The sequence below is a fragment of the Litoreibacter janthinus genome (assembly GCF_900111945.1).
Taxonomy (GTDB): Bacteria; Pseudomonadota; Alphaproteobacteria; order Rhodobacterales; family Rhodobacteraceae; genus Litoreibacter; species Litoreibacter janthinus.
Window position 1 is genome coordinate 2,871,372 of the sequence record NZ_FOYO01000001.1, and the last position, 26,671, is coordinate 2,898,042.

Genomic DNA, 26,671 nt, shown 5'->3' on the forward strand with positions numbered 1-26,671 from the left:
GAATGTCGCGCAGACATGGCCCCTAGAGACCGGCCACTAGCTCCTTGGCCAGCGCGCGCGGTCTGGTGATGGACAGAACAGTCCGGGCCTCCTGCCTCCGCCCGTCGCGGACGAGGCACGCCGCCAAAGAGAAGTCGATCAGGTCGCGTTGCGCATTCGATCCACCGAGACGGGCGTGATCGTGCATGACCTCACAAAATTTCGTAGCCGCCTTCGCCCAATTCCCATCTTCCATCTCGCGATACGCTGTCGCAAGCACTCGTGTCAGATCGCCGGCCGGTCCAGCACCGCTGTCGATAATGACATCTAACGCATCACGGTTGCCACTGCGTGCGTGCGCGATTGCTGCGTGCAAATCTGCGAAGCCAAGACCCGGTTTCGGGAAACGCGCGAGAGCATAGGCGCTGATCTTTTTCCAGCGCTCGATCGGAACAGTGACGCCCGCGAGTTCGGCCCTAAACAAGAGAGCTGCCGTATCTGTCATCACATTCAGCGGCGGGCCTTGGCTATGTTCCGGAGCAATTGCGCCGTCCAATACTTCCCACATTCGGTCCAGATCGCCGGTCTCCAATGACCACAATCCAACATGCCAAGACACGTGGTTGTATAATGCCCCTGCGGGATCGTACCGCTTCCACCAGTCTGATAGGTATCTGAACCCCTCTTCGTCTTCCTGCTCCTCGTAATACAGGTGCGCGCGAATATGTGCGGAATGCGCGCTATTCGGGTTGGCAACAAGCGCAGCCTCCACATTGGTTTCTGCGTCCGCTAGCTGCCCAACCTCTAACTGCGCAAATGCGAGTTGAGCCCGATACCACCAGTTGTCACCGTAATGCGGCGCGAGCCGCGAGATAAACGCCAGTTGTTCCGCCTCGCGTCCGGGCAACCCTGAAAAACCGATCAAGCCGAAGACGCTTGTGCACATCTGCGCAATCATCACATCTGCGGGCCACTCCTGAACATGTTCGTAAACCGCACTCCGAGCCGCAGCTGACTTTCCTTCCAAAAGCAGCCCCGCTGCATTGATGTGTGAGCGCTCTCTTGCGCTGAGACCCGGTGCCAGTGTGCGGGCACGCGCAAGGCTTGCCTTAACCTGCTCAGGCCGAGCTCGCATCTGCATTTCGCGCGCGAGACCAATATGTGCGAGTGCGAAGCCTTCATCAAAATCGATTGCGACCTCAAAGGCCTCCGTCACCCCCGGCTCTGCGCCGAGGAAGCGCTGCACGCCTAAATCATAAGCGGTGAGTGCATCAGGTGACGATGTGCCAACAGAATTCCCATAGGCGTCATCAAGCATCTCGATAGCCCTTCAGTTCGGTTGTATTCTGAACAGTGGCAGCGCCAGGGGTTGTGAGTCAACTCTGCGGCCATTGCTTGAAAGATCGGGTCAGACGCCTCACAGCAAACAATGACTATCGGAAATCCGCGATCCCTAAGCCCCTGCCGTCTCCGGCGTGACGTGAATCAGCGTGGGCCCATCAGCGGCCAGCGCATCGGTCACGGCCTGTTTGAACGCCTCCAGCGATCGCGGGGCCGCTGCACTGGCACCATAGGCCTCGGCCAGCTTGCAGAAATCGGGGTTGCGCGCGATCACGGCGTTCGGTGCGATTTGAGCGTTGACCATGCTGTCTTCAATCTCTTTTAGCTTGCCATTATCCCAGACGATGATCGGCAGGCTGAGGCCCAGTTCCACCGCCGTGGCAAGCTCCTGAATATTATACTGAAAACCGCTGTCACCGTTGATCGAGATCACCGGTTTGTCCCCCGCCCCCACCTTGCCACCAATGGCTGCGGGCAGTGCATAGCCAAGGGTGCCGAAGCCAGACGGATGATGCCAATGGCCAGCGCGGTCCATCGGGTAGGTTTCATTTGCGACATAGGCGAACTGAGTCATGTCTGAGAAAATCATCGTCTCGACTGGCAACACCGCCCGCAGCGCATCCACCAGAGGCACAATGCCCGGGCGGTCAGCATCGGTCTCGGCGCGCCATTGCGCACGTGTGGCTTTGATGGCGGCGGCGTCCCAGTCGCTGCGCGACGGCTCCATTGCCTTCAGCAACGCGTCGCAAAACACTGTGCAGTCGGCCAGCACGGGATCGGTCACAATGTGGCGGTCGGCCAGCACCTGAGGGTCAATGTCCACGCGGATCAGTGGGCAATCATGGCCTAGGGGATCCCGCCACAGATCGCATTCCGACAGCTCGCTGCCCAAGACGAGCACCAGATCGGCCTGAGCGAAAACCTCCAAACTGCCGGTACGACCCAAACAAGCGCCAAAGCTTCGCGGTGCGTCATCGGGATACAAACCCCGCCCAGCATTGGTCATAAAGACAGCAGCACCGGATTTGGTCGCCACCTGCCCCGCTGTTTTGAATGCCTTGCGCGCCCCGCCGCCAAGGATCACAATCGGACGCTTGGCGTCAGTCAGCATTTGCACAATGCGGGTAACCTGCGCAGTGCTAGGCGCATCGAGCGCAACCTGCACCGAGCGCTGTGGTGCGGACGCTGCGTCGCCTTGGAGCAATGCGATCGGCACATTCATCAACTTTGGGCGCGGTCGCGACGTTTGGAATTCCAGCAGAGCGCGGTCGATCATGTGATAGGCCGCGTTTGCGGTGCGGGCGGTCTCGGACCAGTCGGCAACGGTCGCAGCCGCGCCCTCTTGATCCAGCATCTGGTGCAACTGGCCACGTGTCGCGACGGTTTCGTCAAGACAGGACGCGATCACCATCATCGGAACTGAATCCGAGTAGGCCTGCCCCACGGGATTCAAGATGTTGCACAAGCCCGGCCCGGTAATCACATAGGCCACGCCCGGCTTGCCAGTGGCGCGGGCATACCCGTCCGCCATGAAACCTGCGCCCTGCTCGTTGCGCGCCAAGACATGGGTCAGACCCGCCTCTTCAATGCCACGATACATCTCTTGGTTGTGGACTCCCGGGATGCCAAAGATCACTTCGACGCCCCGATCTTTCAACATATGCGACAGTTGCGCACCAAGTGGTTTCGTCGACATATCAAGCCCTCCAGAAGCGGATCGTGAACATGGCATAAACTGCTAGGATTTCGAGACGGCCAATCAACATGCCAGCCGCGAGCATCCATTTGGCGGCATCATTCAGACCTGAGAAATTGCCTGCGGGCCCGATCTCTGACCCCAGCCCTGGCCCGATATTCGCCAAAGCCGTGGCCGCTCCAGACACAGAAGTGATAAAATCCAGTCCCGTCATCCCCAGAAGCACTGACAGAAGCCCAAGGGACACCACGAACATCACAAAGAACGACATCACAGATGACAAAACATCCTCGCTCACCGGTTTGCCGTCATAGCGGGGATGAAAGACACCATGCGGTGTGTGAATGCGGCGCACCTGCGCCTTGATCGACGCAAAAAGCAACTGATAGCGGAATATCTTCACCGAACAGGCGGTCGAGCCGGCGCAGCCGCCGATCAGCCCAAGAAAGAAGAAGATCGCCACCGCGAGGCTTCCCCAAAGCTGATAGTCCACGCTGGCATACCCGGTGCCCGAAATGATCGAGACCACGTTGAAAAGCCCCTCGCGAAACCCTTCTTCAGGGTGGTCCCCGAAGGCGAACAGTCGGAACAGCGTCAACAGAACCGTAAAGGCCAAAATAGTCGCCAAATAGGCGCGCAACTGACTGTCACGCAGCAGCGGCATGGCCGAGCCGGAGAGCAGCTGCACGTAGCGCACGAAAGGCAAGGAAGCCAAGATCATGAAGAACGACGCCACATATTCCGGGTTGCCCTGAAACGCCCCGAATGACGCGTCGGACGTCGAGAACCCGCCCGTCGACATGGTGGTTAACGCGTGATTGATCGCCTCGAACGCGGGAAGCCCCACCATCAGATAGGCGACCGTACACGCTACGGTCAGCCCGACGTAGAAATACGAGATTTGTGCCGCGATCTGCACCGCGCGCGGCAGCACCTTGCCCATCGTATCAAACGCTTCGGAGCGGAAAATCTGCATACCGCCAACCCGCAACTCTGGCAGGAATACCATCGCAACCACGATAATGCCGATGCCACCGAACCATTGCAGCATAGAGCGCCACAGCTTCAGCCCGTCTGGCAGGGTCTCGATCTGGGTCAGAACAGTTGCGCCCGTCGTGGTAAGCCCTGACATGGCCTCGAAAAATGCGTCCACATAGCGCGCCTCCGTGGCACCTAGGTAAAGTGGCAAGGCGCCAAAAATCGGCAGCGCCAACCAAACACCCGTTGTCAGAAGGAAGGTCTGCTGAATGGTGAGCTTGTCCCCGACCCCGTTCACGGTGGCCAGCGCCATCAGCCCGCCAATCGCCGTGGTGATGATGGCGCTTTCGGCAAATGCCGGCCAATGCCCGTTGCCCACCCACAGGTCGAGCATCAGCGGCACAAGCATCGAAACCCCGAGGCTGGCGGTAAGAAGGCCGATCACATAGGCCACTGGGCGCACGTCAAACATAGCGCCAAGGCTTGGAGCGGAGGCAACAAAGTGTCAAGCGGTGGCGTGAGCAATAGCGCCCGACGATGCATTGCTGATCCGCGCCCTATACCCGCCTCTCACGGAACAGCGATCAACTCCGTTGATGTCGGGCCGAGGCAACATTGCCGGGCAACGCGGCTATGGTTTACTGGAGGCTGAAATCACTCAAGCCGGTAGCAATACACATTGTTCAGGTAAGCGTCGTTCTCGATCTGGAAGTGTGTTTCGCCAACATGCTCAAAGCCCTGAGACAGATAAAACGCGATGGCCGGAGAATTCTCAGCATTTGTCGCCAGCCAAACAGACTTAACCCCTTTGCCGCGGGCATATTGAAACGCAGCGCTAAGCAAACGTTTCCCGATCCCTTTCCCGTGATGGTAGGGCTGAACGTAGAGGGTCGAGATTTCGACGTCTGAACACCCGCTTACTGGTGCGCTCCGTCCTGTCGACACGCGTATAAAGCCGTCAATCCCGTCTTCGTTTTCGGAAACCATCATGAATTGCGCGGGGTCACAGATGAGCTGTTCTGTCTTTGACTGCGTGAACTCGCTCAACGCATAATCGGCAAAAGCCCCACGGACGCCGCGCTTAATATATGTGCCTAGCCAGACCTCGATTGAAATGGCTGCTATGCTTGAAGCGTCCGATTTATGCGGTTTTCTCAGCGTCATGCTCACCGATATGTCAGGTCTCAGCAGGCACGTGAACTTGAAATTTCGCAAATGTCTCAACCCGGACGCCATGCCACCGGAAACCCTCGACGAAGCACACCATTGTCTTGACCCCGCCAACGCAGGGACGTATCCAAGAGTCCGTGGCGATTTGTTACCGGATTGCGGGCCACGTTAAATATGCTGCTAAAGAGGATGGATTGCTATGAGCCTCCCCCTTTTCCCGGTGGAGGCTTTTATATTTGGGCAATGCCCGATCGAGGATGACATGACTAAAGACTGGTCCCCCCGCACCAAATCCGTCCACAGTGGCACCCGCCGCTCGCAATATGGCGAAATGTCCGAAGCGATATTCCTGACGCAAGGCTTCGTCTACGACACTCCCGAGCAGGCCGAGGCGCGCTTCATCGAAAGCGGTGCTGACGAATTCATCTACGCGCGCTACGGCAACCCCACTGTGCGCATGTTCGAGGAACGTATCGCCGCGATTGAAGGTACCGAGGATGCGTTCGCGACCGCCTCCGGCATGGCCGCAGTGAACGGAGCGCTCACTTCGATGTTGCGGGCTGGCGACCACGTCGTCTCGGCCAAGGCACTGTTCGGCTCCTGCCTATACGTGCTCGAAGACATCCTGACCCGCTTCGGCGTGGAGGTCACCTTTGTTGAAGGCACCGATCTGGCCGCATGGAAAGCCGCCGTGCGCGACGACACCAAGGCGGTATTCTTGGAAACGGTCTCAAACCCGACACTTGAGGTCATTGACCTGAAGGGCGTCGCCGACATCGCCCACGCCAAAGGCGCGCTGGTGGTGGTCGACAACGTCTTCGCAACCCCTGCCTTCTCCAACGCGGTTGCGCTGGGGGCCGACGTCATCGTTTACTCTGCAACCAAGCATATTGATGGCCAAGGTCGCTGTCTGGGCGGGGTGATCTGCGGAACCAAGGAATTCATTCGTAAAACGGCAGAGCCCTACCTAAAGCACACAGGCTGCGCCCTGTCGCCATTCAACGCTTGGGTCATGTTGAAAGGCCTTGAGACGATGCATTTGCGCTGCGAGGCGCAAGCCACGAGCGCGCTATTCATCGCCGAGGCGTTAGAAGGCCACAACAAGCTGGACCGCACGCTGTATCCTTACTTGAACTCTCATCCGCAACACTCTGTTGCAAAAGAACAAATGGACGCTGGCGGCACGGTGATCTCATTGGACATCCAAGGCGGGAAGGACGCGGCTTTCCGCTTTCTCAACGCGTTGGACATCATCTTGATCTCCAACAATTTGGGCGACAGCAAAAGCATCGTCACCCACCCCGCCACGACCACCCACCAGCGCCTCAGCGACGCGCAACGGGCGGAATTGGGAATTACAGACGGCCTCGTGCGCATTTCAATCGGCTTGGAGGACAAGGCCGATCTGCTGGAAGACATCCGCTCGGCGCTGAACGCAGTCTGACCGAAAAGGTCGGTTTTCCTTTGTATCGACAGCGTCGCGCCCCATATAGTGGCACACGCTGCCGCTGCACCCCTTAGGAGGGAAGCCCATGAACGTCCACGCCCCAGAGCCAGACGAGCCAACCCGCGAGGAGGCCGAAGCCGCCCTTGCACTACTGCGCAGATGGGCGGGCAAGGTTTCCCCTGTAGAGGTGTCGGATCTGGACCCGCTGGTCTCTCGCCTCATCCCTGGCCAGGAACTTGCGAATTATCCCGCTTTGGCCCGTGCCTATCCTGAGGATTTCGCGGTGGACGAGGCCTACAAAGCCTCCATGCCCGATCTGCAAAACGGCCCCTCGTCCCTGATCCGCGGCGCAAAACAGCATATCCAGCATGTCGGCATCTCCAATTTCCGCCTTCCCGTGCGCGTTCATACCCGCGGCGGCGGCGATCTGACGCTCGAAACCTCCGTCACAGGCACTGTGTCACTGGAGGCGGAGAAAAAGGGCATCAACATGTCCCGCATCATGCGCAGCTTCTACAAGCGCGCCGAGCAAACTTTTAGCTTTGAAGTGATCGAAGCCACGCTGGACGCGTACAAATCCGATCTGGAAAGCTTCGACGCGCGCATTCAAATGCGGTTTTCCTTCCCCATGAAAGTGGAAAGCCTGCGATCGGGGCTAGAGGGCTATCAATATTACGACCTTGCGCTCGAGGTTGTGGATACCCAAGGCACCCGCAAGAAAATCATGCATCTGGACTATGTGTATTCCTCCACCTGCCCCTGCTCGCTGGAACTGTCAGAGCATGCCCGCCAATTCCGCGGTCAGTTGGCCACCCCCCATTCGCAACGCTCCGTCGCGCGGGTGTCGGTCGAGGTGGACTGCAAGCAAAACTGCCTGTGGTTTGAAGACCTCATCGAGCTATGTCGCGCAGCTGTGCCGACCGAGACGCAAGTGATGGTCAAGCGCGAAGACGAGCAGGCATTTGCAGAGCTGAACGCCGCAAACCCCATCTTCGTGGAGGACGCGGCGCGGTCGTTCTGTGAACAACTGAAAGCAGACCCGAGGATCAAGGATTTCCGTGTAGTCGCATCGCACCAAGAAAGCCTACACAGCCATGACGCTGTGTCGGTTATGACCGAAGGCCCGACATTCGCATCTGACAGCCTAGATCCAAAGCTGTTCAACACGTTGTTCCACGTCGGCTGACTTTTCCGCCATTTTTAGCTATGGTTTCGTATTTAGAGCGCCACGCGTTGTAGATGCTCGCACACGATCGTAACGGTCTCAGATGTCGCGGACCGATCCGGTGGCAGCAGCTTGCCACTGTAGCTCGCGATGTCTCCACCACGGGCATTGGTCGCGGTGACGGTTAGCATACGTCCTGACCCACCCCGGAGTTTCTGGGCCGCAATCTGGCCCAGATCAGTTGTCTTGACCGTCAGACTGACAGCACCCGCTCCAACCGTTTTTTGCGCTACATGAGTCAATTCATGAGCAAGAAGTTTGCGGGGTTCGCTTTTAGCAGTCGCCTTCGTCGAAATCCCCTGTAATTCAGAGAAACTTGCGATTTCGACCCCATCAATCGAGAGGGTGAACCCAGCGGATGCGGCTTTGGAGAGTTTTCGCATGAAATAGATACCTTCAAAATGAACAGCGCCACCCTATCACAAAAGGGAATTCCAGCCAAACAGGCAAAGATTTCGACGGGCGAGCGCGATACCTTGCTTGACGCGTTAACAATATATCAATAAATCTTGATATATGGAAAAACAACAAGCTCTCGCCGCTTTTGACGCACTCGGCCAATCTACGCGGCTGGATGTATTTCGCCTGCTTATCAAGGCAGGTGAAGACGGCATGTCCGCAGGCGACATCAGCGACGCGCTTGATGTGCGCCAAAATACCATGTCCGCCAATCTCGCGATCCTGACACGGTCAGGGTTGATCCGGAATGAACGGCACGGCCGCAGCATCCGCTACTTCGCGGATATGGGCGGGATGCGCGGCTTGTTGGCGTTCCTGCTGGAAGACTGTTGCGGTGGTCAACCAGAACACTGCCAACCGATAATCGAGCGCATTGCCTGCGCCTGCTAGCACCCTGCCACACAATAAAGAAGGCCACTCAATGAGCATAGTGATCCACCACAACCCCGATTGCGGCACGTCGCGCAATGTGCTGGCAATCATCGAGGCATCCGGTGAAACGCCGATCGTTATCGAATACCTCAAGACCGGATGGACACGGCCACAACTGTTGGCCCTGTTTGCAGCGGCAGATCTGACACCGCGCGAAGCCCTGCGCACGTCAAAATCACCTGCCGAAGAGCTGGGCTTGCTGGCCCCTTCTGTCAGTGACGACACTCTGTTGGACGCAATGCTGGAGCACCCCGTTCTGGTCAACCGGCCCATCGTTTGTTCGCCCAAAGGTGTGCGTCTGTGCCGTCCCAGCGAAGCTGTTTTGGACCTTTTGAACCAGTTACCGCCAGACACTATGACCAAAGAAGACGGTACCCCGCTCATCTTCCCTAAAAGCTAACGCGCGAATCTAATCCGCCTTCCCAACGAAAAGCCATATTCAAATGACTGATACCCCACAGCTCGATGACGCCCATTTCGAAGTGCCTGACCTGCTCCAAGCGCACTCCCCCAGCACGCACAAGCCAAAGATCGCAATGCTCTACGGCTCCCTCCGGGCACGTAGCTTCTCGCGGCTGATGACCGAGGAAGCCGCCCGCGTTCTGGCCCGCATGGGGGCCGAAGTGCGCATATTTGACCCTCGCGGCCTGCCCCTACCCGATAGCGATGATGAGACGCACCCGAAAGTCGCAGAGCTGCGGGAGTTGATTATGTGGTCGGAAGGCATGGTCTGGTGCTCGCCCGAACGGCACGGCGCCATGACCAGCATCATGAAAGCGCAGATTGACTGGATTCCACTCAGCCTTGGCGCAGTTCGCCCGACGCAGGGCAAGACGCTGGCGGTCATGCAGGTCAATGGCGGATCGCAGTCGTTCAATACGGTCAACCAGCTGCGTATTTTGGGCCGCTGGATGCGACTTCTGACGATCCCGAACCAGTCATCAGTCCCGAAAGCGTTTCTGGAGTTTGGAAACGATGACCGCATGACGCCGTCCCCTTTCTACGACCGCATGGTCGACGTGATGGAGGAGCTGATGCGCTTCACCCTTCTGACCCGTGACATCAAGGAACAGCTGGTCGATCGGTATTCAGAGCGCAAGGAAAGCCATGTGGAATTGTCTAAACGAGTGAACCAGAAGGCAATCTAGGCTTCGTCTTCCGGCTCGTCCGAATAGCGTTGCAGCATGCCTGCTTGCGACATGAAAAAGACGAACAGGGCGGCGGGAAAGCCGAACGTCTCGATCTTCACCCATGCGTCTGTGGACATGAAGCGCCAGACCAACTCGTTGGCGATGGCCAGTCCAGCAAACATGGCCGTCAGCCTCTTGGTCAGGATCATCCATCCTTCGGGCTTCAATGGTAGGAAATCGTCCATCACGAATTCAAGCCAAGAGCGCTTCAACAGCAAACCAAGCCCCAGCATTCCGGCGAAGAATCCATACACAATTGTGGTTTTGATTTTGAAGAATTTCTCGTCGTTGAAATAGATGGTCAGCCCGCCGAAGAAGATCACCATGAATGCGGTGAGTATCTGCATCCGGCTCAGTTTGCCGGTCAGCTTCCACAAAACCCCCATCGAAAGCAGCAGCAGCGGCACGAACAGTGCGGTTACTACGATGAAGCCGGAATACTCAGTTACACCAATGGTGTAGACCTCTTCCTTCATCTTCAAATAGGCCACGAAGAACAGCAGAACCGGCCCCAGTTCCAATGCTGATTTCAACCCTTGCGAGATTTTCGTCTCAGCCATTCCTAGCCTCCAATTTCCACAATAACCGCGCCCAATGCGATAAGCGCCATAAGCGTCAGACGGCGCGGCCCGACCTTTTCGCCCAAAATCAACCAACCGATCAAGGCCGCGAAAACCGTGGACGTTTCCCGCAAAACAGCCGCCTCACCCACATTGTCCAGCCGCGTCGCCACCATAATCGCCCCGAACGAGAAGAAGGCCACAAATGCCCCGAGGACTCCGCGCTTCATCAGTGGCCCTAGATCGGGCCTGTCTGCTTTCTGCCACCAGAGATAGGCCGCAAGCGGCGGCATGAAGAACAGCCCGTCCAGAAAGAAGAACCATGCAAGGAAGGTAAACGGATCGGCCGTCGCGCGGATGCCATAGGCGTCGTAAGTGGTGTAGAGCGCTACAAACATCCCCGTTGCCACCGCCAGCCACAAGGCGGGCACAAGAGTGTCGCGGTTCACGGTAATTGTGCGCAGATTATAAACGGCCAGCCCGTAGATGCCTGCCAGTAGGACAGCGACCCCGAACCATTGGGTCGCATTGAAGGTCTCGCCAAACAAAAAATACGCGCCAATAACCGCAAACAGCGGCCCTGTGCCACGCACCACGGGATAAACCACGGTGTAGGCGCCTTTGCTGTAGGTGAAGCCTTGCAGCAGCTTGTAGATCACGTGAATGACAAACACCGTCCCGAAGATCGGCCACATATGCGGCTCCGGCCAAGGAACAACAAACAGCGCGAACGGCGCAGCGATCAGGCCGTAGCTGAAATCAATGGCCCCTCGTGACAACCAAGGGTCGTGGCGTCCCTTTTGAAGCGCCCCGAAGATGGCGTGCAGCAAGGCTGCCAGCAACGCCAACGCCAAAGCCAGATCGTGCCCCGCCTCCGTGCCTTCAAGGGATGTGAGCCATGAACTCATCTCGCAAGGCCCCAGTGACGGGTGTCGTCCGACCAAGATGAAACCATGAGGGCGTTCCCTTAAAGCGGTATTACTCGGTCGCCGCGCCGGTCAGGGCTTGGGCGAATTCCTCGGGATCGAACGGCGCAAGATCGTCTATCTGCTCCCCTACCCCAATGGCATGGATCGGCAATCCGAACTTGTCTGCCAACGCCACCAGCACGCCGCCTTTGGCGGTGCCGTCGAGCTTGGTCATCACAAGGCCAGACACGTCGCTGATCTGGCGGAATACATCGACCTGATTGAGCGCGTTCTGCCCCGTCGTGGCATCAAGCACCAGCAATGTGTTATGCGGCGCGGTTTCGTCTTTCTTGCGGATCACGCGAACGATCTTCGCCAGCTCTTCCATCAGGTCAGCACGGTTTTGCAGACGTCCTGCGGTATCAATCATCAGAAGATCCGCGCCGTCTGCTTCGGCCTTGGTCATGGCGTCAAAGGCCAGCGATGCGGGGTCCGACCCTTCGGGCGCCGTCAGAACCGGCACGCCTGCGCGATCGCCCCAGACCTGCAACTGCTCCACTGCTGCCGCACGGAACGTATCGCCCGCGGCAATAACCACTTTCTTGCCAGCCTGACTGAATTGCAGTGCCAACTTGCCAATGGTCGTGGTCTTGCCAGAGCCGTTCACGCCCACCACCAGCACAACCTGCGGGCGCTTGGGATAGATTGGCATGGGCTTTGCCACCGGCTCCATGATATTGGTGATCTCTGCGGCAAGAAGTTCTTTGATTTCCTGCGTCGAGAGTTTTTTACCGAACCGCCCTTCCGCCAGATTGGCAGTCACGCGCAACGCAGTGTCGACGCCCATATCAGACGCAATCAGCAGTTCTTCAAGCGCTTCGAGCATGTCGTCGTCCAACTCGCGGCGGATAACGGTCTTTTGCTCTTTGCGACCCAGCATCCTGCCAAAGAGGCCCGGCTTCTTGACGGGCTCTTGCGGCTCGTCGTCTCCAGCAAGCAAAGCCGCCGCTTGGGGCGCATCCAGCGCCGTTGCGACGTTGGCTTTGGCGGCTTCAAGCTCAAGCGCAGCTACCGCGGCGGCTTCTTCGGCAGCCCTCGCCTCCTCAGCGGCTTGTTCTGCGGCTTGCTCTGCGGCAACTTTGGCGAGGCGCGTCCTCTCCTCAGCCTCAGCTGCTTCCTGCGCAGCACGCGCCGTTTCCTCTGCCAGTTTAGCTTCTGCGGCCATTCTTTGCGCTTCGGCCTGCTCAATCGCTTTTTGCTTTGCCGCTTCTGCTTCGATTTCAGCCGCTAAACGTGCGGCCTCCTGCGCCGCGCGGGCGTCCTGTGCCTGCTTCTCATCGGCCAATTGCGCCGCCGCGATTTCGGCATCCTGGGCGGCCCGAGCCGCTGCTTCGACCTCAGCAATGCGGGCCGCTTCCGCGTCGTCGCGCGCCTTCTGCTCGGCCAGTCGAAGCGCCTCCTCCTCGGCCGCTCGAGCCGCTGCCTCTTCCGCTGCGCGAGCTTCGCTCAGTCGCTTGGCCTCTTCGGCCTCTGCTTGCTTTGCCGCAAGCGCGGCGGCCTCGGCCGCACGTGTTTCCTCAGCTAGTTTAGCCGCCTCCGCTTCAGCAGTTGCGGCTTCCTCTGCGCGACGGGCAGCCTCAATCTGGGCTGCGTCTTCCGCAGGTTGTGTCGCGATCTCCGCGACGTCCTGCTCCTCTTCAACGCCGCCATCTCCGACAATCGCATCCAGCCCCTCTTCCAATTTAGAGGACGATTTGAACAGCTTGCTTTTGAGCTTCTTGAAAAAGGACATGGGGGTCTGCGAGGCCTTCAGTGTTCCGACTTTACCCCACCTAACCTCTCGCGCGGTCAGATGGAAGATGTGGCGCTCAAATGCCTGTCGGGTTAGGGCTATGCGCCATGAGATGGATGATTGCGCTCTTGCTGATGTCGGCCCCAGCCTTGGCCGCGCCCCCAGACCCGAACTGCACCTCGGGGAAATGGGGTCAGGTGCAGTGTATCCGTGCAGAGCATTTCGTCTTTGACCTGTGCCAGTTAATCGAAGCCACAACCGCGACCCACGGGCTGAATCCGCATTTCTTCACGCGCTTGATTTGGCAGGAAAGCCGGTTCAACCCCAATGCGCTGTCTGCCGCCAATGCGATGGGGATCGCGCAGTTCATTCGCTCCACCGCTGACAAGCGCGGCTTGAAAGACCCTTACAACCCTGCCGACGCTTTGGACCATTCGGCTCGGTATCTTGCGGACATGGTCCAGAGATTTGGCAACGAAGGCATGGCAGCGATCGGCTACAATGGTGGTGAATCCCGTGCGGAGGGCTTTCTTCTAGGCAAAGGGCTGGCTTCAGAAACCGTGGATTACGTGCCAATCATCACAGGGTTGGAGGCCGAGGAGTGGCGTGACGGGAAACCCAAAATCCATGACATGCGCTTGTCCAAAACCTCGTCCTTTCGACAAGCGTGCTACGCGCTGGCACAGAAGCGGCAACTGACCCCCTTACGCAAAGCGCCGCGCTACAAGCCGTGGGGCGTGCAAATGGCTGCGGACCAGTCAAAAAAGGGCGCGCGGGCGCAATTTGCCAGACGCACAGCAAACTGTCGCAATCTGGTGGCTCAGGAAAAGCTGGACGTGATCTACAAAAAGCACCGCGTCGCGAAGCTGAAGGGCTGGTATATGGCTCGGATCAGCCGAAACACGCGGGATGCGGCCCAATCCCTCTGTAACACGCTGCGCAAACAAGGCTGCGTCTGCGCGGTCTACAAAAACTGACCGAGCCCCATCATCAACGCCACCTGACCCGTGTAATATAACGCCCATAGGGCGACCTGACGGGCGGGCATATTGCCCTTTGCGCGGAAAAGGTGCCACGCCAGTGTGACGTCGGACGCGATGAACAGGGTTGCCCCGATCCGCAAAAGCCAACTGTCATGACCCCACGCCGCCAGCCCCATTCCGGTAATCAGCAGAACGTAAACGGCAACTGGCACGTGAAGTTCGGCGGTATATGGCAGCAACCACCACCGGGTCGATGCGGCAAGCCCACCAAGCGCTGCGATGATCAGCACGGGGGGCCATCCCGCGCCAAAAAGCAAGAAGATGTAGACGGCATGGGCCAAGGCGAAAGAAATGAGGCCGCCCATAAACCAACGCTCGCCCTGCCGCGACAATGCCAAATCACCCAAAGATGACAAACCCAGAGCGACAGCCAACACTGGAAATCCGCTCAACAGTGCAAGCAATCCCAGACTGGCTGTGGACACCGTTTTGACCAAACCGCCGACCCAGTGCGGGGCGCGATAGCAATAGAACGCGCCATACACCGTCGCACATAGGGCAGAAACCAAAAATAACCACAAAAACAGATTGTTAAACCTCGCTGTTAAAGTGCTTCATCACCAGACGGATAGGATTGGGCGCAGCTTGACCAAGCCCGCAAATGGACGCATCAGACATGGCGGTGCACAGCTCTTCCAGCAGCGGTTGATCCCACTCATCAGCCTGCATCAGCTTCACCGCCTTCTCACAGCCCACGCGACAGGGTGTGCATTGCCCGCAACTTTCGTCCTCGAAGAAGCGCAACATGTTGAGCGCTGCGGCCTTCGCGGAATCTTGATCCGACAAGATCACTACGGCCGCAGACCCAATGAAACTGCCCAGAGGTTGCAACGTGTCGAAGTCAAGCGGCACATCGTTGATCGAGGCAGGCAAAAGGCCAGAGGACGGTCCACCCGGCTGATAGGCTTTGAATTTGTGCCCATCCAGCATGCCACCCGACGCCGCAATTATGTCGGTAATCGTCGAGCCCGCAGGCAGCAATTTAACGCCCGGCTCTTTGACGCGCCCAGACACGGAGTAGCTGCGCAGGCCTTTGCGGCCGTTCTTTTCGGTTGCGTTCAATACCTCCGGCCCTTCACGGCAAATGCGGGCAATCCAGTGGAGCGTTTCGACGTTGTGAACCAAGGTTGGCTGCCCGAATAGCCCGACCTGCGCAACATATGGCGGGCGGTGACGCGGCATGCCACGTTTGCCTTCGATGGATTCGATCATCGCGCTCTCTTCGCCGCAGATATAGGCCCCCGCACCACGGCGCAGATCAATAAATCCTTCCGTGACCAGCCCGGCGTCTTCCAAGGCCGCTATTTCGCGTCGCAAAATTTCCAGAACGGCAGGGTATTCGTCGCGCATGTAGATGTAGCACCGCTCCGCCTCGACCGCCCATGCGGCGATCAACATGCCCTCTAAGAACAGATGCGGGGTGCGTTCTAGGTAGTAGCGGTCTTTGAAGGTCCCCGGTTCGCCCTCGTCGCCGTTCACCGCCAGATAGCGCGGGCCAGCATTGCCACGCACGAAGCCCCATTTGGTGCCGGAGGGGAAGCCGGCCCCGCCTAAACCGCGCAAACCGCTGTCCTTTAGCAAGGTTTGAACATCTTCCCAATCGCCATCGCCCTGAAGAGTTAGGAGTGCCGCGTAACCACCTGATTTTTTGTATTCTTCGTAAGTTTCGTAATCAGGAATATGCGCATGTGTATCTCCCTGAGAAATTGCAGCCTCGACCCTCTCTAACGTGGCGTGGTCTACATGATTGTGGCCCAGTTCCAACGCAGGGGCGGTATCGCAGCGCCCCATGCAAGGGGCACGCAACACGCGAACTTGGGACGCATCCAAACCGTCTTCCAGTGCCGCCTTCAGCGCCTGAGCGCCAGCCAGCTCGCATGACAGCGAGTCGCACACACGGATGGTCAACGCGGGTGGTGTTGCCTCGCCTTCTTTGACGACGTCGAAATGGGCATAGAAAGTCGCGACCTCGTAAACCTCGGCCATGGATAAGCGCATCTCTTCGGCCAATGCACGCAAATGCGCCGCAGAGAGATGCCCGTATGCATCTTGGATCAGATGCAGGAATTCGATCAGCAGATCACGGTTGCGCGGGCGGTTACCAAGCAACGCCTGCACCTCGGCCAACGCCGCGTCGTCATACTGGCGACCCTTTGTAAACTTGCGCCCCCGGCCCTTGCCCGATTTCCAAACGCCCTTGTTTTCAGCCAGCGTCATATTGCTCTCCCGATCTTGACTTGAGCAGACCCTAGGGCGCACAGCCCTGCAAAGACGATGCAAAAACGACGTCTATGTGCCTTCCTGCGCATCGCTGGTATCAAAATCCTAGCGGATTTCCATCATTTGGGCACATTCGTACTATTTAGGAAACGTAAGTCGACTAATCTTGGGGCAAAACGCCGATGCCACGCTCATTTCTGGCCTTCACACTGGCCACGCTATTTCCGCTTCCCTTTCTGGTGGCTGGGGCGCTGTTTGGCGGCTGGGCTGTATGGATTGCACTGTTCTACATCACCCTATTCGTTGCGGGCGTTGACGAATTCATCCCCGCGCTGACACGCGATGGAGAGCCCGCCGAGACGGAAGAGGCTGATCTTTTGTCCCTGATCCTCGTCGGTGCGCACTTTTTGTTGTTGTTCTTGATGGTCTGGTCCTTGTCGGGCCGTGGCACCGGGCTGCTTTCTTTCGACGGACTGGCTCTGTTCGCGGCAACCGGGCTGTTCATGGGTCAGGTCAGCAATTCGAACGCCCATGAGCTCATTCACCGCAGTGCACGCCCGCTCAGACGCGCGGGCAAGTGGGTCTACATCTCTTTGCTGTTTGGTCACCACACATCCGCCCATCCGCTGGTCCATCACACCCATGTGGGCACGCCAAATGACCCGAACACCTCGCGCATGAACGAAAGCTTCTACCGCTTTGTCCGCCGCGCTTGGCTAGGCAGCTTTAAAGCGGGCCTGAAGGCCGAGGAGAAACGCCTTGCGCAAATTGGCGCAGACCGTTGGGACATTCGGCACCCCTACCTGCTGTATATTGGCGGCGCTGGCATCGTGCTGTTGGTCTCCTTCATCATCGCGGGCTGGCGCGGCGTAATCGTTCATGTGCTGCTGGCCGCCTTTGCACAAACACAACTGATGTTGTCGGACTATGTTCAGCATTACGGGCTGGAACGGGCGCAACGCGACGACGGAAGTTTCGAGCCGGTTGACGCCCGCCATTCGTGGAACGCGCCGCATTGGCTGTCGTCGCTCTGGATGCTGAATGCTCCGCGCCATTCTGACCACCACGCGCATCCGTCAAAGCACTACACCGCCTTGGAAATCCCCGCGCGTGGAGAGGCTCCGATGCTGCCCCATGCGCTGCCTGTCATGGCGTGTATCGCGTTGTGGCCAAAGCTGTGGCGCAAAGTGATGAACCCCCATGCGGAGGCGTGGCGCAGCGCTTGACGCCAAGCCACGCGGCGCCCATCTTGCAGCTATGAAACGCTTTTGCCTTTTCGCTCTACTTGCCTTGCCTGCTCAGGCAGAAACCAAAATGACCGCCACCCAATTCGGGGCTTTCTCCGAAGGGTACACCGTGTTCTTCAACCGCCACGGCGCACCCTACGGGGCCGAGCAATATCTTAAAAATAAACAGGTGATCTGGAGTTTCCTTGATGGCACCTGCCAGCGGGGCATTTGGTTCGGCGAACGTGATGAGATCTGCTTCCTCTACGACGATCAACCAGACGCGTTGTGCTGGTATTTCTTCGACGATGGTCAACGCAAAAGCGCGCGCATCGTCGGCGATGATCCGGCAGATGATCTTGTGGTGTCGGGCCAAAGCAAATCGCCACTGTCCTGCCCCGGTCCTGATGTGGGCGTAAGCTACCGCCCCTGAGGATCAGTCGTCGAACAGGCTTCCCTGACCCGCTTTTGGCGGCTTTGGTTTGGGCGCAGGCTTCGCTGCCGCCCCCACGGGGATACGCGCATCTTTAAATTGCACATCCAAGCTAGCGGCTTTCTTGGCGGCTTTGCTGTCGGTGACGACTGTGTCGCCATCCCAGACCACGGCATAACCACGGTCAAGCGTCGCCTGATAGCCAAGGGTTTCGCGCAACCGGTCCAGTTTCTCCATGTGATCACGCCATGCTCTGACCTGACCGGTCCCCGCCTGGGATGCCGCGCGGGTGGCGCGTGACAAGCGATCCTTTTGCAGGCCAAGGTCCCGGGCAATTCCTTTGGTCGTTAGCCGACCTGAAATCTGGTCAAAGCGCGCGCGCGACCGTTCCGATTTCCGCTCCAATGCCACGCCAAGCTTGCCGCCTGCTTGCGCAAGACGGGCCTGCATGCGCTCGGTCTGACGTGCCAGAATGGTCGGGCGCAGGGGCGACGCGGCTTTCTCAAAGGCCAAACGTTTCGCAGCCGTCCCCGCTTTGAGTGAGGCATCCAAGCGTCCGCCCGCTATATCGAAGCGCTGCCGCGCAATCTGCGTCAGCTCATCCCGCCGTGGAAGTGCGCGCGACACATCCGCCAAGCGCTGCTTACGCGCACCCACATTGCTGCTCAGCGCCTGCGCCATGCGTGCACCGTAGTTGTCGACGGTCGCTAACAGATCCAGCCGCACGGGAACCGCGATCTCTGCAGCGGCAGTGGGTGTCGGCGCTCGAACATCCGACACATAATCGATCAGCGTGGTATCCGTCTCGTGCCCCACCGCCGAGATCAGCGGAATGTCCGATGCAGCCGCCGCGCGGGCAACGCTTTCCTCGTTAAAGCCCCACAAATCCTCGATCGATCCACCGCCGCGGGCCACGATAATCAAATCAGGTCGCGGCAATGCCCCACCAGGCGTCATCGCGTTGAAGCCTTCTATGGCCGCCGTCACTTGCGGCGCACAGCCTTCGCCCTGAACGGCCACAGGCCAGATCAGCACCTTTCGTGGGAAGCGGTCGCGCAAACGGTGCAAAATATCGCGGATCACCGCCCCTTGCGGCGAGGTCACGACGCCAATGATCTCCGGCAGATAGGGGATGCGTTTCTTGCGCGCAGGCTCGAACAGCCCTTCGCTTTCCAGCAATTTCTTGCGCTTTTCCAGCATCGCCATCAGCGCACCGACGCCCGCCGGACGGATGTCTTCGATCACCATCTGATACTTGGACTGGCCGGGGAATGTGGTCAGCTTACCAATCGCAACAACCTCCATCCCTTCTTCGGGTTGCACCGCCAGCTTCGCTGCCTGCCCTTTCCAAATGATCGAGGCCAGCACCGCGCGATCGTCTTTCAGGTCCAGATACACATGGCCAGAGCGCGCAACCATGACACGCCCGCATTCTCCCTTAATGCGCACACGGCCAAACTCGCCCTCGATGGCTCGCTTTACTGCGCTCGAGATTTCCGAGACCGTATATTCCGGCTCGTTCCGCCCGGGTTGATCGTCTTCAAGAAGGTCCAACGTCCGCTCCGCTTTCAGGTGACTGGGAACTTCTCCCATCTCCCGCGACCGGATGCAACGCTTGGCACTAGCAGCCGCCGCCGCCACATCCTCCGCCGCCGCATCCGCCCCCACTGCCGCACCCGCCTACAGTCGCAGCCCCCTGCGTGCCAGCCTTGGCGGAGCCAGCGCTCGCGGGCAGGTTCAATATCGCAAACAGGCCCCCGCCAGCCAGCAAGAGCAAACCGCCCCACATCATAAGACCCGGATGTCCCACACCGGGAATGACCTTGGCCGCAACAATCATCGCCCCGCCAGCACACACCGCTAGGCCTACGATGGTGAGCTTGCGTTTGACATGTGGATCACACCAGATATCCGCTGGCGGCAGCCCGCCAAATTCCTCACGGTACAGCGCCATGGTATGCGCAAACTGGGCCTGATAGCGCGGCATGTGCTCAGCCCCTTCGCAAGGGTCGTGATGCAATGGACCGCCCAACAAGTCGCCGCATAGGGCTTCCCAATAGTTTCGCGTAAATGTCAGATGCATATGCCACGCCCGATCCACCACCTTGGAGGGGGTTACTGGCATCTCGCTCACTTGCGTGAGATACAAAAAACGCCTGTATTCTTCGATCACGCGCTTGGTGTAGATGTCGCTCCAGTTCTCGGTCTGAGCAAGCTTGGCAGAAAACGGCGCACTGCCAGTCTGAGCATCGAGTTCAAAGGCGGAGATGCGCCGCCACAACTGCTGGTCCTTCACACTTGTTCCCCTATGCGTCATTCGGTATTCGGTGGCCAGTTTAGCAGACAAATATGGCCGAAAGGGCGCGCGCGATGAATATTTTGATCCTTGGAAGCGGTGGACGCGAGCACGCCTTGGCTTGGGCGGTCATGCAGAACCCCAAATGCGACCGGTTGATCGTAGCCCCCGGCAACGCGGGCATCGCAGGTGTCGCGGAATGCGCAGCGCTTGACATAATGAACCCGGACACGGTCGTCGACTTTGCCCAAAGCCAGTCTATCGATTTCGTCATTGTCGGCCCCGAAGATCCGCTCGCCGCGGGCGTTGCGGATGCGCTTCGCGATGCGGGCATGCTTTGCTTTGGCCCTTCGGCAGCGGCGGCGCGACTGGAAGCCTCCAAAAGCTTCACCAAGGAAATCTGCGACGCGGCAAACGCGCCAACGGCAGGCTACGCCCATTTCACCGATCTGGCTGCGGCGAAGGCCTATGTGGAAGAGCAAGGCGCCCCGATCGTCATTAAAGCGGACGGTTTGGCGGCAGGCAAAGGCGTCGTCGTGGCAATGGATTTGCAAACCGCGCTGGACGCGCTTGATGACATGCTTGGCGGTGCCTTCGGTGCAGCCGGAGCAGAAGTCGTCATCGAAGAATTCATGGAAGGCGAAGAGGCCTCCTATTTCGTGCTGTCGGATGGCAAAACCGTGCTGCCCATCGGCACTGCCCAAGATCACAAGCGCGCCTATGACGGCGACGAAGGCCCGAATACAGGCGGCATGGGGGCCTATTCCCCTGCCCCTGTGTTGTCGGACGAGATTGCTGCGAAAGCGATTGCCGAAATCGTTCAACCCACCATCGACGAAATGGCAAAACGCGGCACTCCCTATCAAGGCGTGCTCTACGCAGGTTTCATGATCAAAGATGGCCAGCCGCGTTTGGTCGAATACAACTGCCGCTTTGGCGATCCTGAATGTCAGGTTCTAATGATGCGCTTGGGCGCACAGGCGTTGGACCTCATGCTGGCTTGTGCCGAAGAACGTCTGGCCGAGGCGCAAGTCAATTGGGCCGACGACCATGCAATCACTGTGGTCTTGGCGTCCAACGGCTATCCCGGTGCCTATGAAAAAGGCTCCATCATTGGCGGGCTAGAGGCGTTGCCCGAAGACAGCTTCAACATGGTGTTTCACGCAGGGACAAAAGCCAGGGGCGAGCAGATTACCGCCAACGGCGGGCGCGTTCTGAACGTCACAGCACGCGGCGCATCACTGGCCGAGGCACGCGCGCGCGCATACGCAATGGTAGATAAGATTGACTGGCCCGAAGGGTTCAACCGCACCGACATCGGCTGGCGCGCGCTTTAGCGACAGGCCAAGGCCGCGTTCAATGACCCACGACCTTGATGCGGCCCAAGATCACGCATTATAAAGCGACCGCCCTCAAACCGCGTCGCGATCACGCGGCTCCAGTCTGCAGAGGCGGTGATCATCTCGAATCCGCCGTCGCAGTCTCGCAGCCCCCCGCCGATATCGTTTTCGCCGATGCGGTGGTTTGTTAGTCCGGCCTGGTCGGCGACATGCTCCAACGCGCCGTCGCGATACCGCCAGACGCGCAAGGTTTTCGCCAGATGAGGGCGGTCGATATAGGCCAGCTCGACGAAACCGTCTCCATCCAAGTCCGCGATCCCGACCGGCGACAGCCACCGGTTAGACCGCCCGATATGCGGCGTAGCAGTGATCTTGCCCGTTTCATCGTAGATCGCCAGTTGAGCCCCCGTGTCGACTTGCGTCTCCACCACAACAACCTCGGGGGTACCATCTCCATCCACGTCAGCCAGTCGCGGCGCGACATCCTCAAAGACGCGGTCCTCGGGCAAATCGATCAAGACCTTGGTTTTGTGCGCCCAATCCTCGACCACCAGCTCCAACGTGCCCCATTCGATCGCATCCCCTAGGATGCCATGTGCATAGCGGGTGGTGGGGTCGGTGTAACGCGCTTCGACAATTGTGTCAGCCGCGGCAGCTCCGCCTGCAACCACGCACGCGGCCAAAAACGCGCGGCGCGCCAGACCGGGCAGCAAGCGCGACGGGAGACGCCGCGCCATAATCAGATTTGCTTCTCGGGCATACGCACCACAAGACCGTCCAGTGCGTCTGTCACTTTCAGCTGGCAGGTCAGGCGGGATTTCTCCGTATCCGGCTCATAGGCGAAATCAAGCATGTCCTCTTCCATCGCCTCTTTGGCAGGTAGTTTCGGCACCCAAGCCTCGTCCACATAAACGTGGCATGTCGAGCACGCACATGCGCCGCCGCAATCGGCTTCGATGCCAGGAATGTTGTTATCGCGAGCACCTTCCATAACGGTCAGCCCATTGGCCACGTCCACGACATGCTCGGTGCCGTTGTGTTCGATATAAGTGATCTTGGCCATCTGCTGCGCCCCTGTCTTAGAAATCAGTCCCAACCGCATTTAGTGCAAGCTGAGCGGTTTTGCCAGACCTCGCGTTACACGCTTCTGCGACCCGAAAGTCGCAGTTATGCGCCGAGCCAGATCATGACGCTTGGCGCGTTGCGGCGTGTTGCGCTATTGTGCCCCGAACGCGGCACCAGACCGCATTAGATAGGGCCGAGCAGTTATGCCCCGAATGACATCCCAAAGCAGCCTTGCCGCTGCCTTGTCACTTGCCGTTTTGGCGGGCTGTGCCCCTATGCCGATTGGCCCTGACGTAACCAAACTGATCTCCCCCACACATATCACGGCCACCGATATGAAGCCCCCCGCAGACATGCCGGGCGTTTGCTGGGGCCATATTCCCGGCCCTCAGATCACCGAGATCGTCTCGGATATCGTCGTTGCGACACCCGCTCAGATCGGCCCTAACGGAGAAGAGATTTCTCCGGCGATCTACCGCGAGGTCACGCGCCCGCAGACCTTTAACGAGGGCGATGGCCGCTGGTTCACCCGCACCTGCGATGCGGACATGACGCCAGAGTTCGTGATGACCCTGCAACGCGCGCTGTCTGTGCGCGGCTTGTATCGGGGGGATGTGACGGGTGTGATGGACCAACGGACCCTGCGGGCCGTGCATGAATACCAAACGCCGCAAGGCCTCGACAGCGCCATCCTGAGCCAATCCGCAGCGCGCCAACTGGGTTTGATTGCGGTAGAGTTGGAAACCGAAACACCCGACGCGTAGTGCAAGGTCAAGTTGACAAAGTCGCTTGTCGAATACCAGCTATCCATTCTTGTCGATTGAGTTCCTCAGGGTATCGGCCCTACATTTCGGCATGAAGCCCAAAATACTCACGACGCTGGCCACATATGACCGACAGCAATTTGTCGGGGATCTTGCTGCGGGCGTCACTGTGGCCATGGTCGCCCTCCCCCTCAGCCTTGCGATCGCCATTGCATCTGGCGCTGGCCCCGAAAAGGGGTTGGTCACCGCGATCGTCGCGGGCCTCATAATTTCTTTGTTCGGGGGCAGCCGCGTGCAGATCGGCGGGCCGACAGGGGCCTTTATCGTCGTGGTCTTTGGCGTGATTAACCAACACGGCTATGACGGGCTGATCCTCGCGACGCTTATGGCCGGCGTCATCATGCTTGTCGCCGGATTTTTGCGCGCCGGAAGTCTTGTCGCCTACGTCCCAGAGCCGGTGATCAACGGCTTCACCATCGGCATCGGGGTTATCATCGCGACAAGCCAGATCAAGGACCTGCTCGGCCTGTCCACCGCTCGGGTTCCGGCGGAATTTGTCGCGAAGCTAGAGGCCCTTTGGGCCACGCGTGACAGCGTCAGCGTCTTTGCCCTGAGTATTGGTCTTGGGACAATGATCCTGATTGTGATCCTGCGCCGCCTCGCCCCGAAGTTTCCGGGCCTGATCGTCGCCGTTGGCCTGACCTCTGCAATTGTCGCCTTGGCGGCTTTGCCAGTGGATACGATCTATTCGCGCTTTGGAGCATTGCCAAGCGCGCTTCCAGCGCCGGAGTTCCCCGAAATCAGCAGCGCACGGCTTGTCGAATTGCTACCGTCGGCACTTGTGATCGCTTTCCTAGCCAGTATCGAATCCCTGCTCTCTGCAATGGTCGCGGATCGCATGATCGGTGGGCACCACAGGCCGAACGCCGAAGTGCTGGCCCAGGGGCTGGCCAATATCGGGTCCGCGCTTTTTGGTGGGCTCCCAGCGACTGGCGCCATAGCCCGAACGGCCACAAACGTGCGGGCGGGCGGCAGAACCCCCGTCGCCGGTGTCGTCCACGCCCTGACGATCCTGCTGATCATGCTGCTGGCTGCCCCAATGGCGGGCTACCTTGCGATGCCTGCACTCGCGGGTTTGCTCGTTTTGACCGCATGGAACATGAGCGAGCCGCATAAATGGCGGGGATACCTGCAGACCACCACCGCGGACAAAATTCTGCTGCTGCTTACTTTGGTGCTAACAGTCTTCGCGGATCTCACAATCGCCATTGGCGTCGGCGTCTCCATCGGTCTTGCCCTGAGGCTTCGCCACCAAAACGCCGCTGTCGAAAACGACTGGACGCCCCCAGACCGCTAACGAAAAGGGTGCCCCGAAACGAAAAAGGGCACCCCAAACGGAGCGCCCTTTTCGATAGGTTTGATAGAAACGATTACTCTTCGAGGCTAAGCGCCACGAAACGTGGATCACCCTCGCGGCGGATCAGCATCAGGAAAGACTTGCGCCCTGCGTCTTTGGCCTCGGTGATACGGGCCTCCAGATCATCCACAGATGCGATTTTTTGCTGGCCAGCCTCAACGATCAAGTCACCCGCACGCAGGCCTTTCTCGTAGGCGTCGCTGTCCTCGGCCACGTCCTTCACAACCAGACCTTCAAGCCCGTCATCAAGACCCAACTGCTCGCGCAGCTCGGTGCTCAACGCTGCGACTGTCATGCCGAGCACGGTGGTTTCTTCAACGTCGCTTTTGTCCATCGCCACTGGCACTGCAGTCGCTTCGGCTTCCTCGCGGCGGCCCAATGTGACTTTCAGCGTTTCGGACTTGCCATCGCGGATCACGACGACGCGGACGGCTTTACCGACTGTGGTATTGCCAACCAATCGGACCAGCTCGCGCGTGTCTTCAACGTCGCTGCCATCAAACGTGGTGATCACGTCTCCTGCCTTGATACCTGCGTCCATACCTGGGCCTTCTGGCACGTCAGTAACCAGCGCACCTTTGGCATCTGCCAGCTCCAGCGCTTCGGCCACATCAGCGGTGACGTCTTGAATGCGAACACCCAACCAACCGCGGCGGGTTTCGCCGAACTCTTTGAGTTGGTCGACAACTTTGGTGACCACGTTGGAAGCCATAGAAAAGCCGATCCCGATGGAGCCGCCCGACGGCGACAGGATCGCGGTGTTCACGCCGATGACTTCCGCGTTCACGTTGAACAGCGGGCCGCCGGAGTTGCCGCGGTTGATGGCGGCGTCGGTCTGGATGAAGTCGTCATAGGTGCCCGACAATGCGCGGCCACGTTGCGACACGATCCCTGCGGAGACCGAGAAGCCCTGGCCCAGCGGGTTACCAACAGCCACGACCCAGTCGCCCACACGGGCGGCGTCGCTGTCACCGAAGGACACGAATGGCAGCGGTTTGTCGCTTTCGACTTTCAGCAACGCAATGTCGGTTTTCGGATCGGTGCCGATTAGTTTGGCATCCAGCTTTTCACCGGAGAAGAACTCGATTTCGATCTCGTCAGCCTTGTCGATCACGTGGTTGTTGGTGACGATATAGCCGTCTTCCGAAATCACGAACCCGGAGCCGAGTGCCGAGGACCGGCGCGGGCGCTGGCCTTCTTGCTGGCGATCAAGGAAGTCCTTGAAAAAATCCTCCAGTGGAGAGCCTTCCGGCACAATCGGACGCGGCCCTTGGTCGACGCCTGCCACCGTGGTGGAGGTGGTGATGTTTACAACTGCGGGACTGACCTGGTCGGCCAGATCCGCAAAGCTTTCGGGCATCTTGGCATTCGCGGAGATGGCCTGTGCGAACACCAGCGCCAGCCCCAGCATCAGCGCAGTGAACGCCCGCGCCTTGCCAGTGTGCCTATCTGTTAGAGTGAGAATGTCTGCTTTCACGTCTTCGCTCCTTTGCGAACTCTGCCTGTGCTGCGCCGTCCCCCACCCAATATCGGGCAAGACGCGCCATGCACATAAACTGTGCGCCTCTGCGGCGGTTATCAAGCACCCGCGCTGTCGCAATGCTTCAACTCACTGTGAGAGTTGTGACAACCCAGCACAAGTCAGCATAACATATCAGGCTCGGTAGATCGGCAAGTTCACGCTGTTTGC

Annotated in this window: 26 protein-coding genes and 1 riboswitch; of the genes, 11 read left to right on the plus strand and 15 right to left on the minus strand. The window is 58.9% G+C overall.

Features of this window, described 5'->3' with window-relative positions; all coding sequences use genetic code 11:
- Positions 1-22: 22 nt before the first annotated feature.
- From BM352_RS14320 to BM352_RS14335, 4 genes are all read right to left on the minus strand, one after another.
- Positions 23-1,297, minus strand: coding sequence for a tetratricopeptide repeat protein (locus BM352_RS14320; RefSeq protein ID WP_090218105.1), 1,275 nt, complete (start codon positions 1,295-1,297; stop codon positions 23-25).
- 135 nt (positions 1,298-1,432) lie between these two features.
- Complete coding sequence (locus tag BM352_RS14325) at positions 1,433-3,016, minus strand: thiamine pyrophosphate-binding protein (RefSeq protein ID WP_090218108.1); 1,584 nt, start codon at positions 3,014-3,016, stop codon at positions 1,433-1,435.
- Between the two features lies 1 nt (position 3,017).
- Positions 3,018-4,466, minus strand: coding sequence for a TrkH family potassium uptake protein (locus tag BM352_RS14330; protein WP_090218110.1), 1,449 nt, complete (start codon positions 4,464-4,466; stop codon positions 3,018-3,020).
- Positions 4,467-4,648: 182 nt separating this feature from the next.
- A complete protein-coding gene (locus BM352_RS14335; protein WP_090220306.1) occupies positions 4,649-5,158 on the minus strand; it encodes a GNAT family N-acetyltransferase in 510 nt (169 codons plus the stop codon).
- A gap of 133 nt (positions 5,159-5,291) precedes the next feature.
- A riboswitch (SAM riboswitch) is annotated at positions 5,292-5,369 on the plus strand.
- A 57-nt stretch (positions 5,370-5,426) separates the two neighbouring features.
- Here BM352_RS14335 and metZ point away from each other — a divergent pair.
- Both metZ and folE2 read left to right on the plus strand, forming a co-directional pair.
- A complete protein-coding gene (gene metZ / locus BM352_RS14340) occupies positions 5,427-6,608 on the plus strand; it encodes an O-succinylhomoserine sulfhydrylase (protein WP_090220308.1) in 1,182 nt (393 codons plus the stop codon).
- A gap of 88 nt (positions 6,609-6,696) precedes the next feature.
- The gene (gene folE2 / locus BM352_RS14345; protein WP_090218112.1) at positions 6,697-7,797 is read left to right on the plus strand and encodes a GTP cyclohydrolase FolE2; all 1,101 of its coding nucleotides are present in this window, start codon (positions 6,697-6,699) and stop codon (positions 7,795-7,797) included.
- Between the two features lie 32 nt (positions 7,798-7,829).
- On the opposite strand, the gene BM352_RS14350 is transcribed toward folE2, so the two are convergent.
- Positions 7,830-8,219, minus strand: coding sequence for an eCIS core domain-containing protein (locus BM352_RS14350; protein WP_090218114.1), 390 nt, complete (start codon positions 8,217-8,219; stop codon positions 7,830-7,832).
- Between the two features lie 133 nt (positions 8,220-8,352).
- Here BM352_RS14350 and BM352_RS14355 point away from each other — a divergent pair, with 133 nt between their 5' ends.
- The 3 genes from BM352_RS14355 to arsH are packed head-to-tail and all read left to right on the plus strand — an operon-like array spanning position 8,353 to position 9,875.
- Positions 8,353-8,685 (plus strand): ArsR/SmtB family transcription factor, encoded by a 333-nt coding sequence (locus tag BM352_RS14355; protein ID WP_090218117.1) that lies wholly within the window; start codon positions 8,353-8,355, stop codon positions 8,683-8,685.
- 31 nt (positions 8,686-8,716) lie between these two features.
- Positions 8,717-9,127 (plus strand): arsenate reductase (glutaredoxin), encoded by a 411-nt coding sequence (gene arsC, locus BM352_RS14360; protein WP_090218120.1) that lies wholly within the window; start codon positions 8,717-8,719, stop codon positions 9,125-9,127.
- Between the two features lie 43 nt (positions 9,128-9,170).
- On the plus strand, positions 9,171-9,875 hold the full coding sequence (gene arsH / locus BM352_RS14365) for an arsenical resistance protein ArsH (protein WP_090218124.1): 705 nt from the start codon (positions 9,171-9,173) through the stop codon (positions 9,873-9,875).
- Here arsH and BM352_RS14370 read toward each other — a convergent pair.
- The 3 genes from BM352_RS14370 to ftsY form a co-directional block, all read right to left on the minus strand.
- Entirely contained in the window at positions 9,872-10,477 is a 606-nt protein-coding gene (locus BM352_RS14370; RefSeq protein ID WP_090218126.1) for an inner membrane-spanning protein YciB, read from the minus strand. The genes arsH and BM352_RS14370 overlap by 4 nt on opposite strands.
- 2 nt (positions 10,478-10,479) lie before the next feature.
- The gene (locus BM352_RS14375; RefSeq protein ID WP_090218129.1) at positions 10,480-11,385 is read right to left on the minus strand and encodes an EamA family transporter; all 906 of its coding nucleotides are present in this window, start codon (positions 11,383-11,385) and stop codon (positions 10,480-10,482) included.
- A gap of 70 nt (positions 11,386-11,455) precedes the next feature.
- Positions 11,456-12,610, minus strand: coding sequence for a signal recognition particle-docking protein FtsY (ftsY, locus tag BM352_RS14380; RefSeq protein WP_245781039.1), 1,155 nt, complete (start codon positions 12,608-12,610; stop codon positions 11,456-11,458).
- A 674-nt stretch (positions 12,611-13,284) separates the two neighbouring features.
- Here ftsY and BM352_RS14385 point away from each other — a divergent pair.
- Positions 13,285-14,154, plus strand: a complete 870-nt coding sequence (locus tag BM352_RS14385) for a lytic transglycosylase domain-containing protein (RefSeq protein ID WP_090218132.1) — start codon at positions 13,285-13,287, stop codon at positions 14,152-14,154.
- Here BM352_RS14385 and BM352_RS14390 read toward each other — a convergent pair.
- Positions 14,142-14,741 carry a lysoplasmalogenase family protein gene (locus tag BM352_RS14390; RefSeq protein ID WP_175500699.1) on the minus strand — a complete coding sequence of 200 codons (600 nt, stop codon included), beginning with the start codon at positions 14,739-14,741 and terminating at the stop codon, positions 14,142-14,144. The genes BM352_RS14385 and BM352_RS14390 overlap by 13 nt on opposite strands.
- 10 nt (positions 14,742-14,751) lie before the next feature.
- Positions 14,752-16,437 (minus strand): NAD(P)H-dependent oxidoreductase subunit E, encoded by a 1,686-nt coding sequence (locus BM352_RS14395; protein WP_090218136.1) that lies wholly within the window; start codon positions 16,435-16,437, stop codon positions 14,752-14,754.
- Positions 16,438-16,622: 185 nt separating this feature from the next.
- On the opposite strand from BM352_RS14395, the gene BM352_RS14400 reads away from it, so the two are divergent.
- Both BM352_RS14400 and BM352_RS14405 read left to right on the plus strand, forming a co-directional pair.
- Positions 16,623-17,666, plus strand: coding sequence for an alkane 1-monooxygenase (locus tag BM352_RS14400; protein WP_090218139.1), 1,044 nt, complete (start codon positions 16,623-16,625; stop codon positions 17,664-17,666).
- A gap of 31 nt (positions 17,667-17,697) precedes the next feature.
- Positions 17,698-18,099, plus strand: a complete 402-nt coding sequence (locus BM352_RS14405) for a hypothetical protein (RefSeq protein WP_139229839.1) — start codon at positions 17,698-17,700, stop codon at positions 18,097-18,099.
- Between the two features lie 3 nt (positions 18,100-18,102).
- Here the strand turns inward: BM352_RS14405 and xseA are convergent, their stop codons facing one another.
- On the minus strand, positions 18,103-19,692 hold the full coding sequence (gene xseA, locus BM352_RS14410; protein WP_090220314.1) for an exodeoxyribonuclease VII large subunit: 1,590 nt from the start codon (positions 19,690-19,692) through the stop codon (positions 18,103-18,105).
- Positions 19,693-19,720: 28 nt separating this feature from the next.
- Positions 19,721-20,395 carry a glycine-rich domain-containing protein gene (locus BM352_RS14415; protein ID WP_090218143.1) on the minus strand — a complete coding sequence of 225 codons (675 nt, stop codon included), beginning with the start codon at positions 20,393-20,395 and terminating at the stop codon, positions 19,721-19,723.
- A 74-nt stretch (positions 20,396-20,469) separates the two neighbouring features.
- Between BM352_RS14415 and purD the strand changes: the two genes are divergently transcribed.
- A complete protein-coding gene (gene purD, locus BM352_RS14420) occupies positions 20,470-21,732 on the plus strand; it encodes a phosphoribosylamine--glycine ligase (RefSeq protein ID WP_090218145.1) in 1,263 nt (420 codons plus the stop codon).
- On the opposite strand, the gene BM352_RS14425 is transcribed toward purD, so the two are convergent.
- Complete coding sequence (locus BM352_RS14425) at positions 21,729-22,472, minus strand: FG-GAP repeat domain-containing protein (RefSeq protein WP_090218147.1); 744 nt, start codon at positions 22,470-22,472, stop codon at positions 21,729-21,731. The two genes, purD and BM352_RS14425, sit on opposite strands and share 4 nt — an antisense overlap.
- 2 nt (positions 22,473-22,474) lie before the next feature.
- On the minus strand, positions 22,475-22,798 hold the full coding sequence (locus tag BM352_RS14430) for a 2Fe-2S iron-sulfur cluster-binding protein (protein WP_090218150.1): 324 nt from the start codon (positions 22,796-22,798) through the stop codon (positions 22,475-22,477).
- A gap of 214 nt (positions 22,799-23,012) precedes the next feature.
- Here BM352_RS14430 and BM352_RS14435 point away from each other — a divergent pair, with 214 nt between their 5' ends.
- Together BM352_RS14435 and BM352_RS14440 are read left to right on the plus strand one after the other, a co-directional pair.
- The gene (locus tag BM352_RS14435; protein ID WP_139229840.1) at positions 23,013-23,564 is read left to right on the plus strand and encodes a peptidoglycan-binding domain-containing protein; all 552 of its coding nucleotides are present in this window, start codon (positions 23,013-23,015) and stop codon (positions 23,562-23,564) included.
- Positions 23,565-23,655: 91 nt separating this feature from the next.
- On the plus strand, positions 23,656-24,921 hold the full coding sequence (locus tag BM352_RS14440; RefSeq protein ID WP_090218154.1) for a SulP family inorganic anion transporter: 1,266 nt from the start codon (positions 23,656-23,658) through the stop codon (positions 24,919-24,921).
- A 73-nt stretch (positions 24,922-24,994) separates the two neighbouring features.
- Here BM352_RS14440 and BM352_RS14445 read toward each other — a convergent pair whose 3' ends face one another.
- A complete protein-coding gene (locus BM352_RS14445) occupies positions 24,995-26,392 on the minus strand; it encodes a DegQ family serine endoprotease (RefSeq protein ID WP_090220317.1) in 1,398 nt (465 codons plus the stop codon).
- Between the last annotated feature and the right edge of the window lie 279 nt (positions 26,393-26,671).

Coding starts and splice junctions, on each gene's coding strand:
- BM352_RS14320 (WP_090218105.1), bottom strand. CDS start 1,297: ATGCTTGATGACGCCTATGGGAATTCTGTTGGCACATCGTCACCTGAT.
- BM352_RS14325 (WP_090218108.1), bottom strand. CDS start 3,016: ATGTCGACGAAACCACTTGGTGCGCAACTGTCGCATATGTTGAAAGAT.
- BM352_RS14330 (WP_090218110.1), bottom strand. CDS start 4,466: ATGTTTGACGTGCGCCCAGTGGCCTATGTGATCGGCCTTCTTACCGCC.
- BM352_RS14335 (WP_090220306.1), bottom strand. CDS start 5,158: ATGACGCTGAGAAAACCGCATAAATCGGACGCTTCAAGCATAGCAGCC.
- metZ (WP_090220308.1), top strand. CDS start 5,427: ATGACTAAAGACTGGTCCCCCCGCACCAAATCCGTCCACAGTGGCACC.
- folE2 (WP_090218112.1), top strand. CDS start 6,697: ATGAACGTCCACGCCCCAGAGCCAGACGAGCCAACCCGCGAGGAGGCC.
- BM352_RS14350 (WP_090218114.1), bottom strand. CDS start 8,219: ATGCGAAAACTCTCCAAAGCCGCATCCGCTGGGTTCACCCTCTCGATT.
- BM352_RS14355 (WP_090218117.1), top strand. CDS start 8,353: ATGGAAAAACAACAAGCTCTCGCCGCTTTTGACGCACTCGGCCAATCT.
- arsC (WP_090218120.1), top strand. CDS start 8,717: ATGAGCATAGTGATCCACCACAACCCCGATTGCGGCACGTCGCGCAAT.
- arsH (WP_090218124.1), top strand. CDS start 9,171: ATGACTGATACCCCACAGCTCGATGACGCCCATTTCGAAGTGCCTGAC.
- BM352_RS14370 (WP_090218126.1), bottom strand. CDS start 10,477: ATGGCTGAGACGAAAATCTCGCAAGGGTTGAAATCAGCATTGGAACTG.
- BM352_RS14375 (WP_090218129.1), bottom strand. CDS start 11,385: ATGAGTTCATGGCTCACATCCCTTGAAGGCACGGAGGCGGGGCACGAT.
- ftsY (WP_245781039.1), bottom strand. CDS start 12,610: ATGGCCGCAGAAGCTAAACTGGCAGAGGAAACGGCGCGTGCTGCGCAG.
- BM352_RS14385 (WP_090218132.1), top strand. CDS start 13,285: ATGAGATGGATGATTGCGCTCTTGCTGATGTCGGCCCCAGCCTTGGCC.
- BM352_RS14395 (WP_090218136.1), bottom strand. CDS start 16,437: ATGACGCTGGCTGAAAACAAGGGCGTTTGGAAATCGGGCAAGGGCCGG.
- BM352_RS14400 (WP_090218139.1), top strand. CDS start 16,623: ATGCCACGCTCATTTCTGGCCTTCACACTGGCCACGCTATTTCCGCTT.
- BM352_RS14405 (WP_139229839.1), top strand. CDS start 17,698: ATGAAACGCTTTTGCCTTTTCGCTCTACTTGCCTTGCCTGCTCAGGCA.
- xseA (WP_090220314.1), bottom strand. CDS start 19,692: ATGGGAGAAGTTCCCAGTCACCTGAAAGCGGAGCGGACGTTGGACCTT.
- purD (WP_090218145.1), top strand. CDS start 20,470: ATGAATATTTTGATCCTTGGAAGCGGTGGACGCGAGCACGCCTTGGCT.
- BM352_RS14425 (WP_090218147.1), bottom strand. CDS start 22,472: ATGGCGCGGCGTCTCCCGTCGCGCTTGCTGCCCGGTCTGGCGCGCCGC.
- BM352_RS14430 (WP_090218150.1), bottom strand. CDS start 22,798: ATGGCCAAGATCACTTATATCGAACACAACGGCACCGAGCATGTCGTG.
- BM352_RS14435 (WP_139229840.1), top strand. CDS start 23,013: ATGACATCCCAAAGCAGCCTTGCCGCTGCCTTGTCACTTGCCGTTTTG.
- BM352_RS14440 (WP_090218154.1), top strand. CDS start 23,656: ATGAAGCCCAAAATACTCACGACGCTGGCCACATATGACCGACAGCAA.
- BM352_RS14445 (WP_090220317.1), bottom strand. CDS start 26,392: ATGCTGGGGCTGGCGCTGGTGTTCGCACAGGCCATCTCCGCGAATGCC.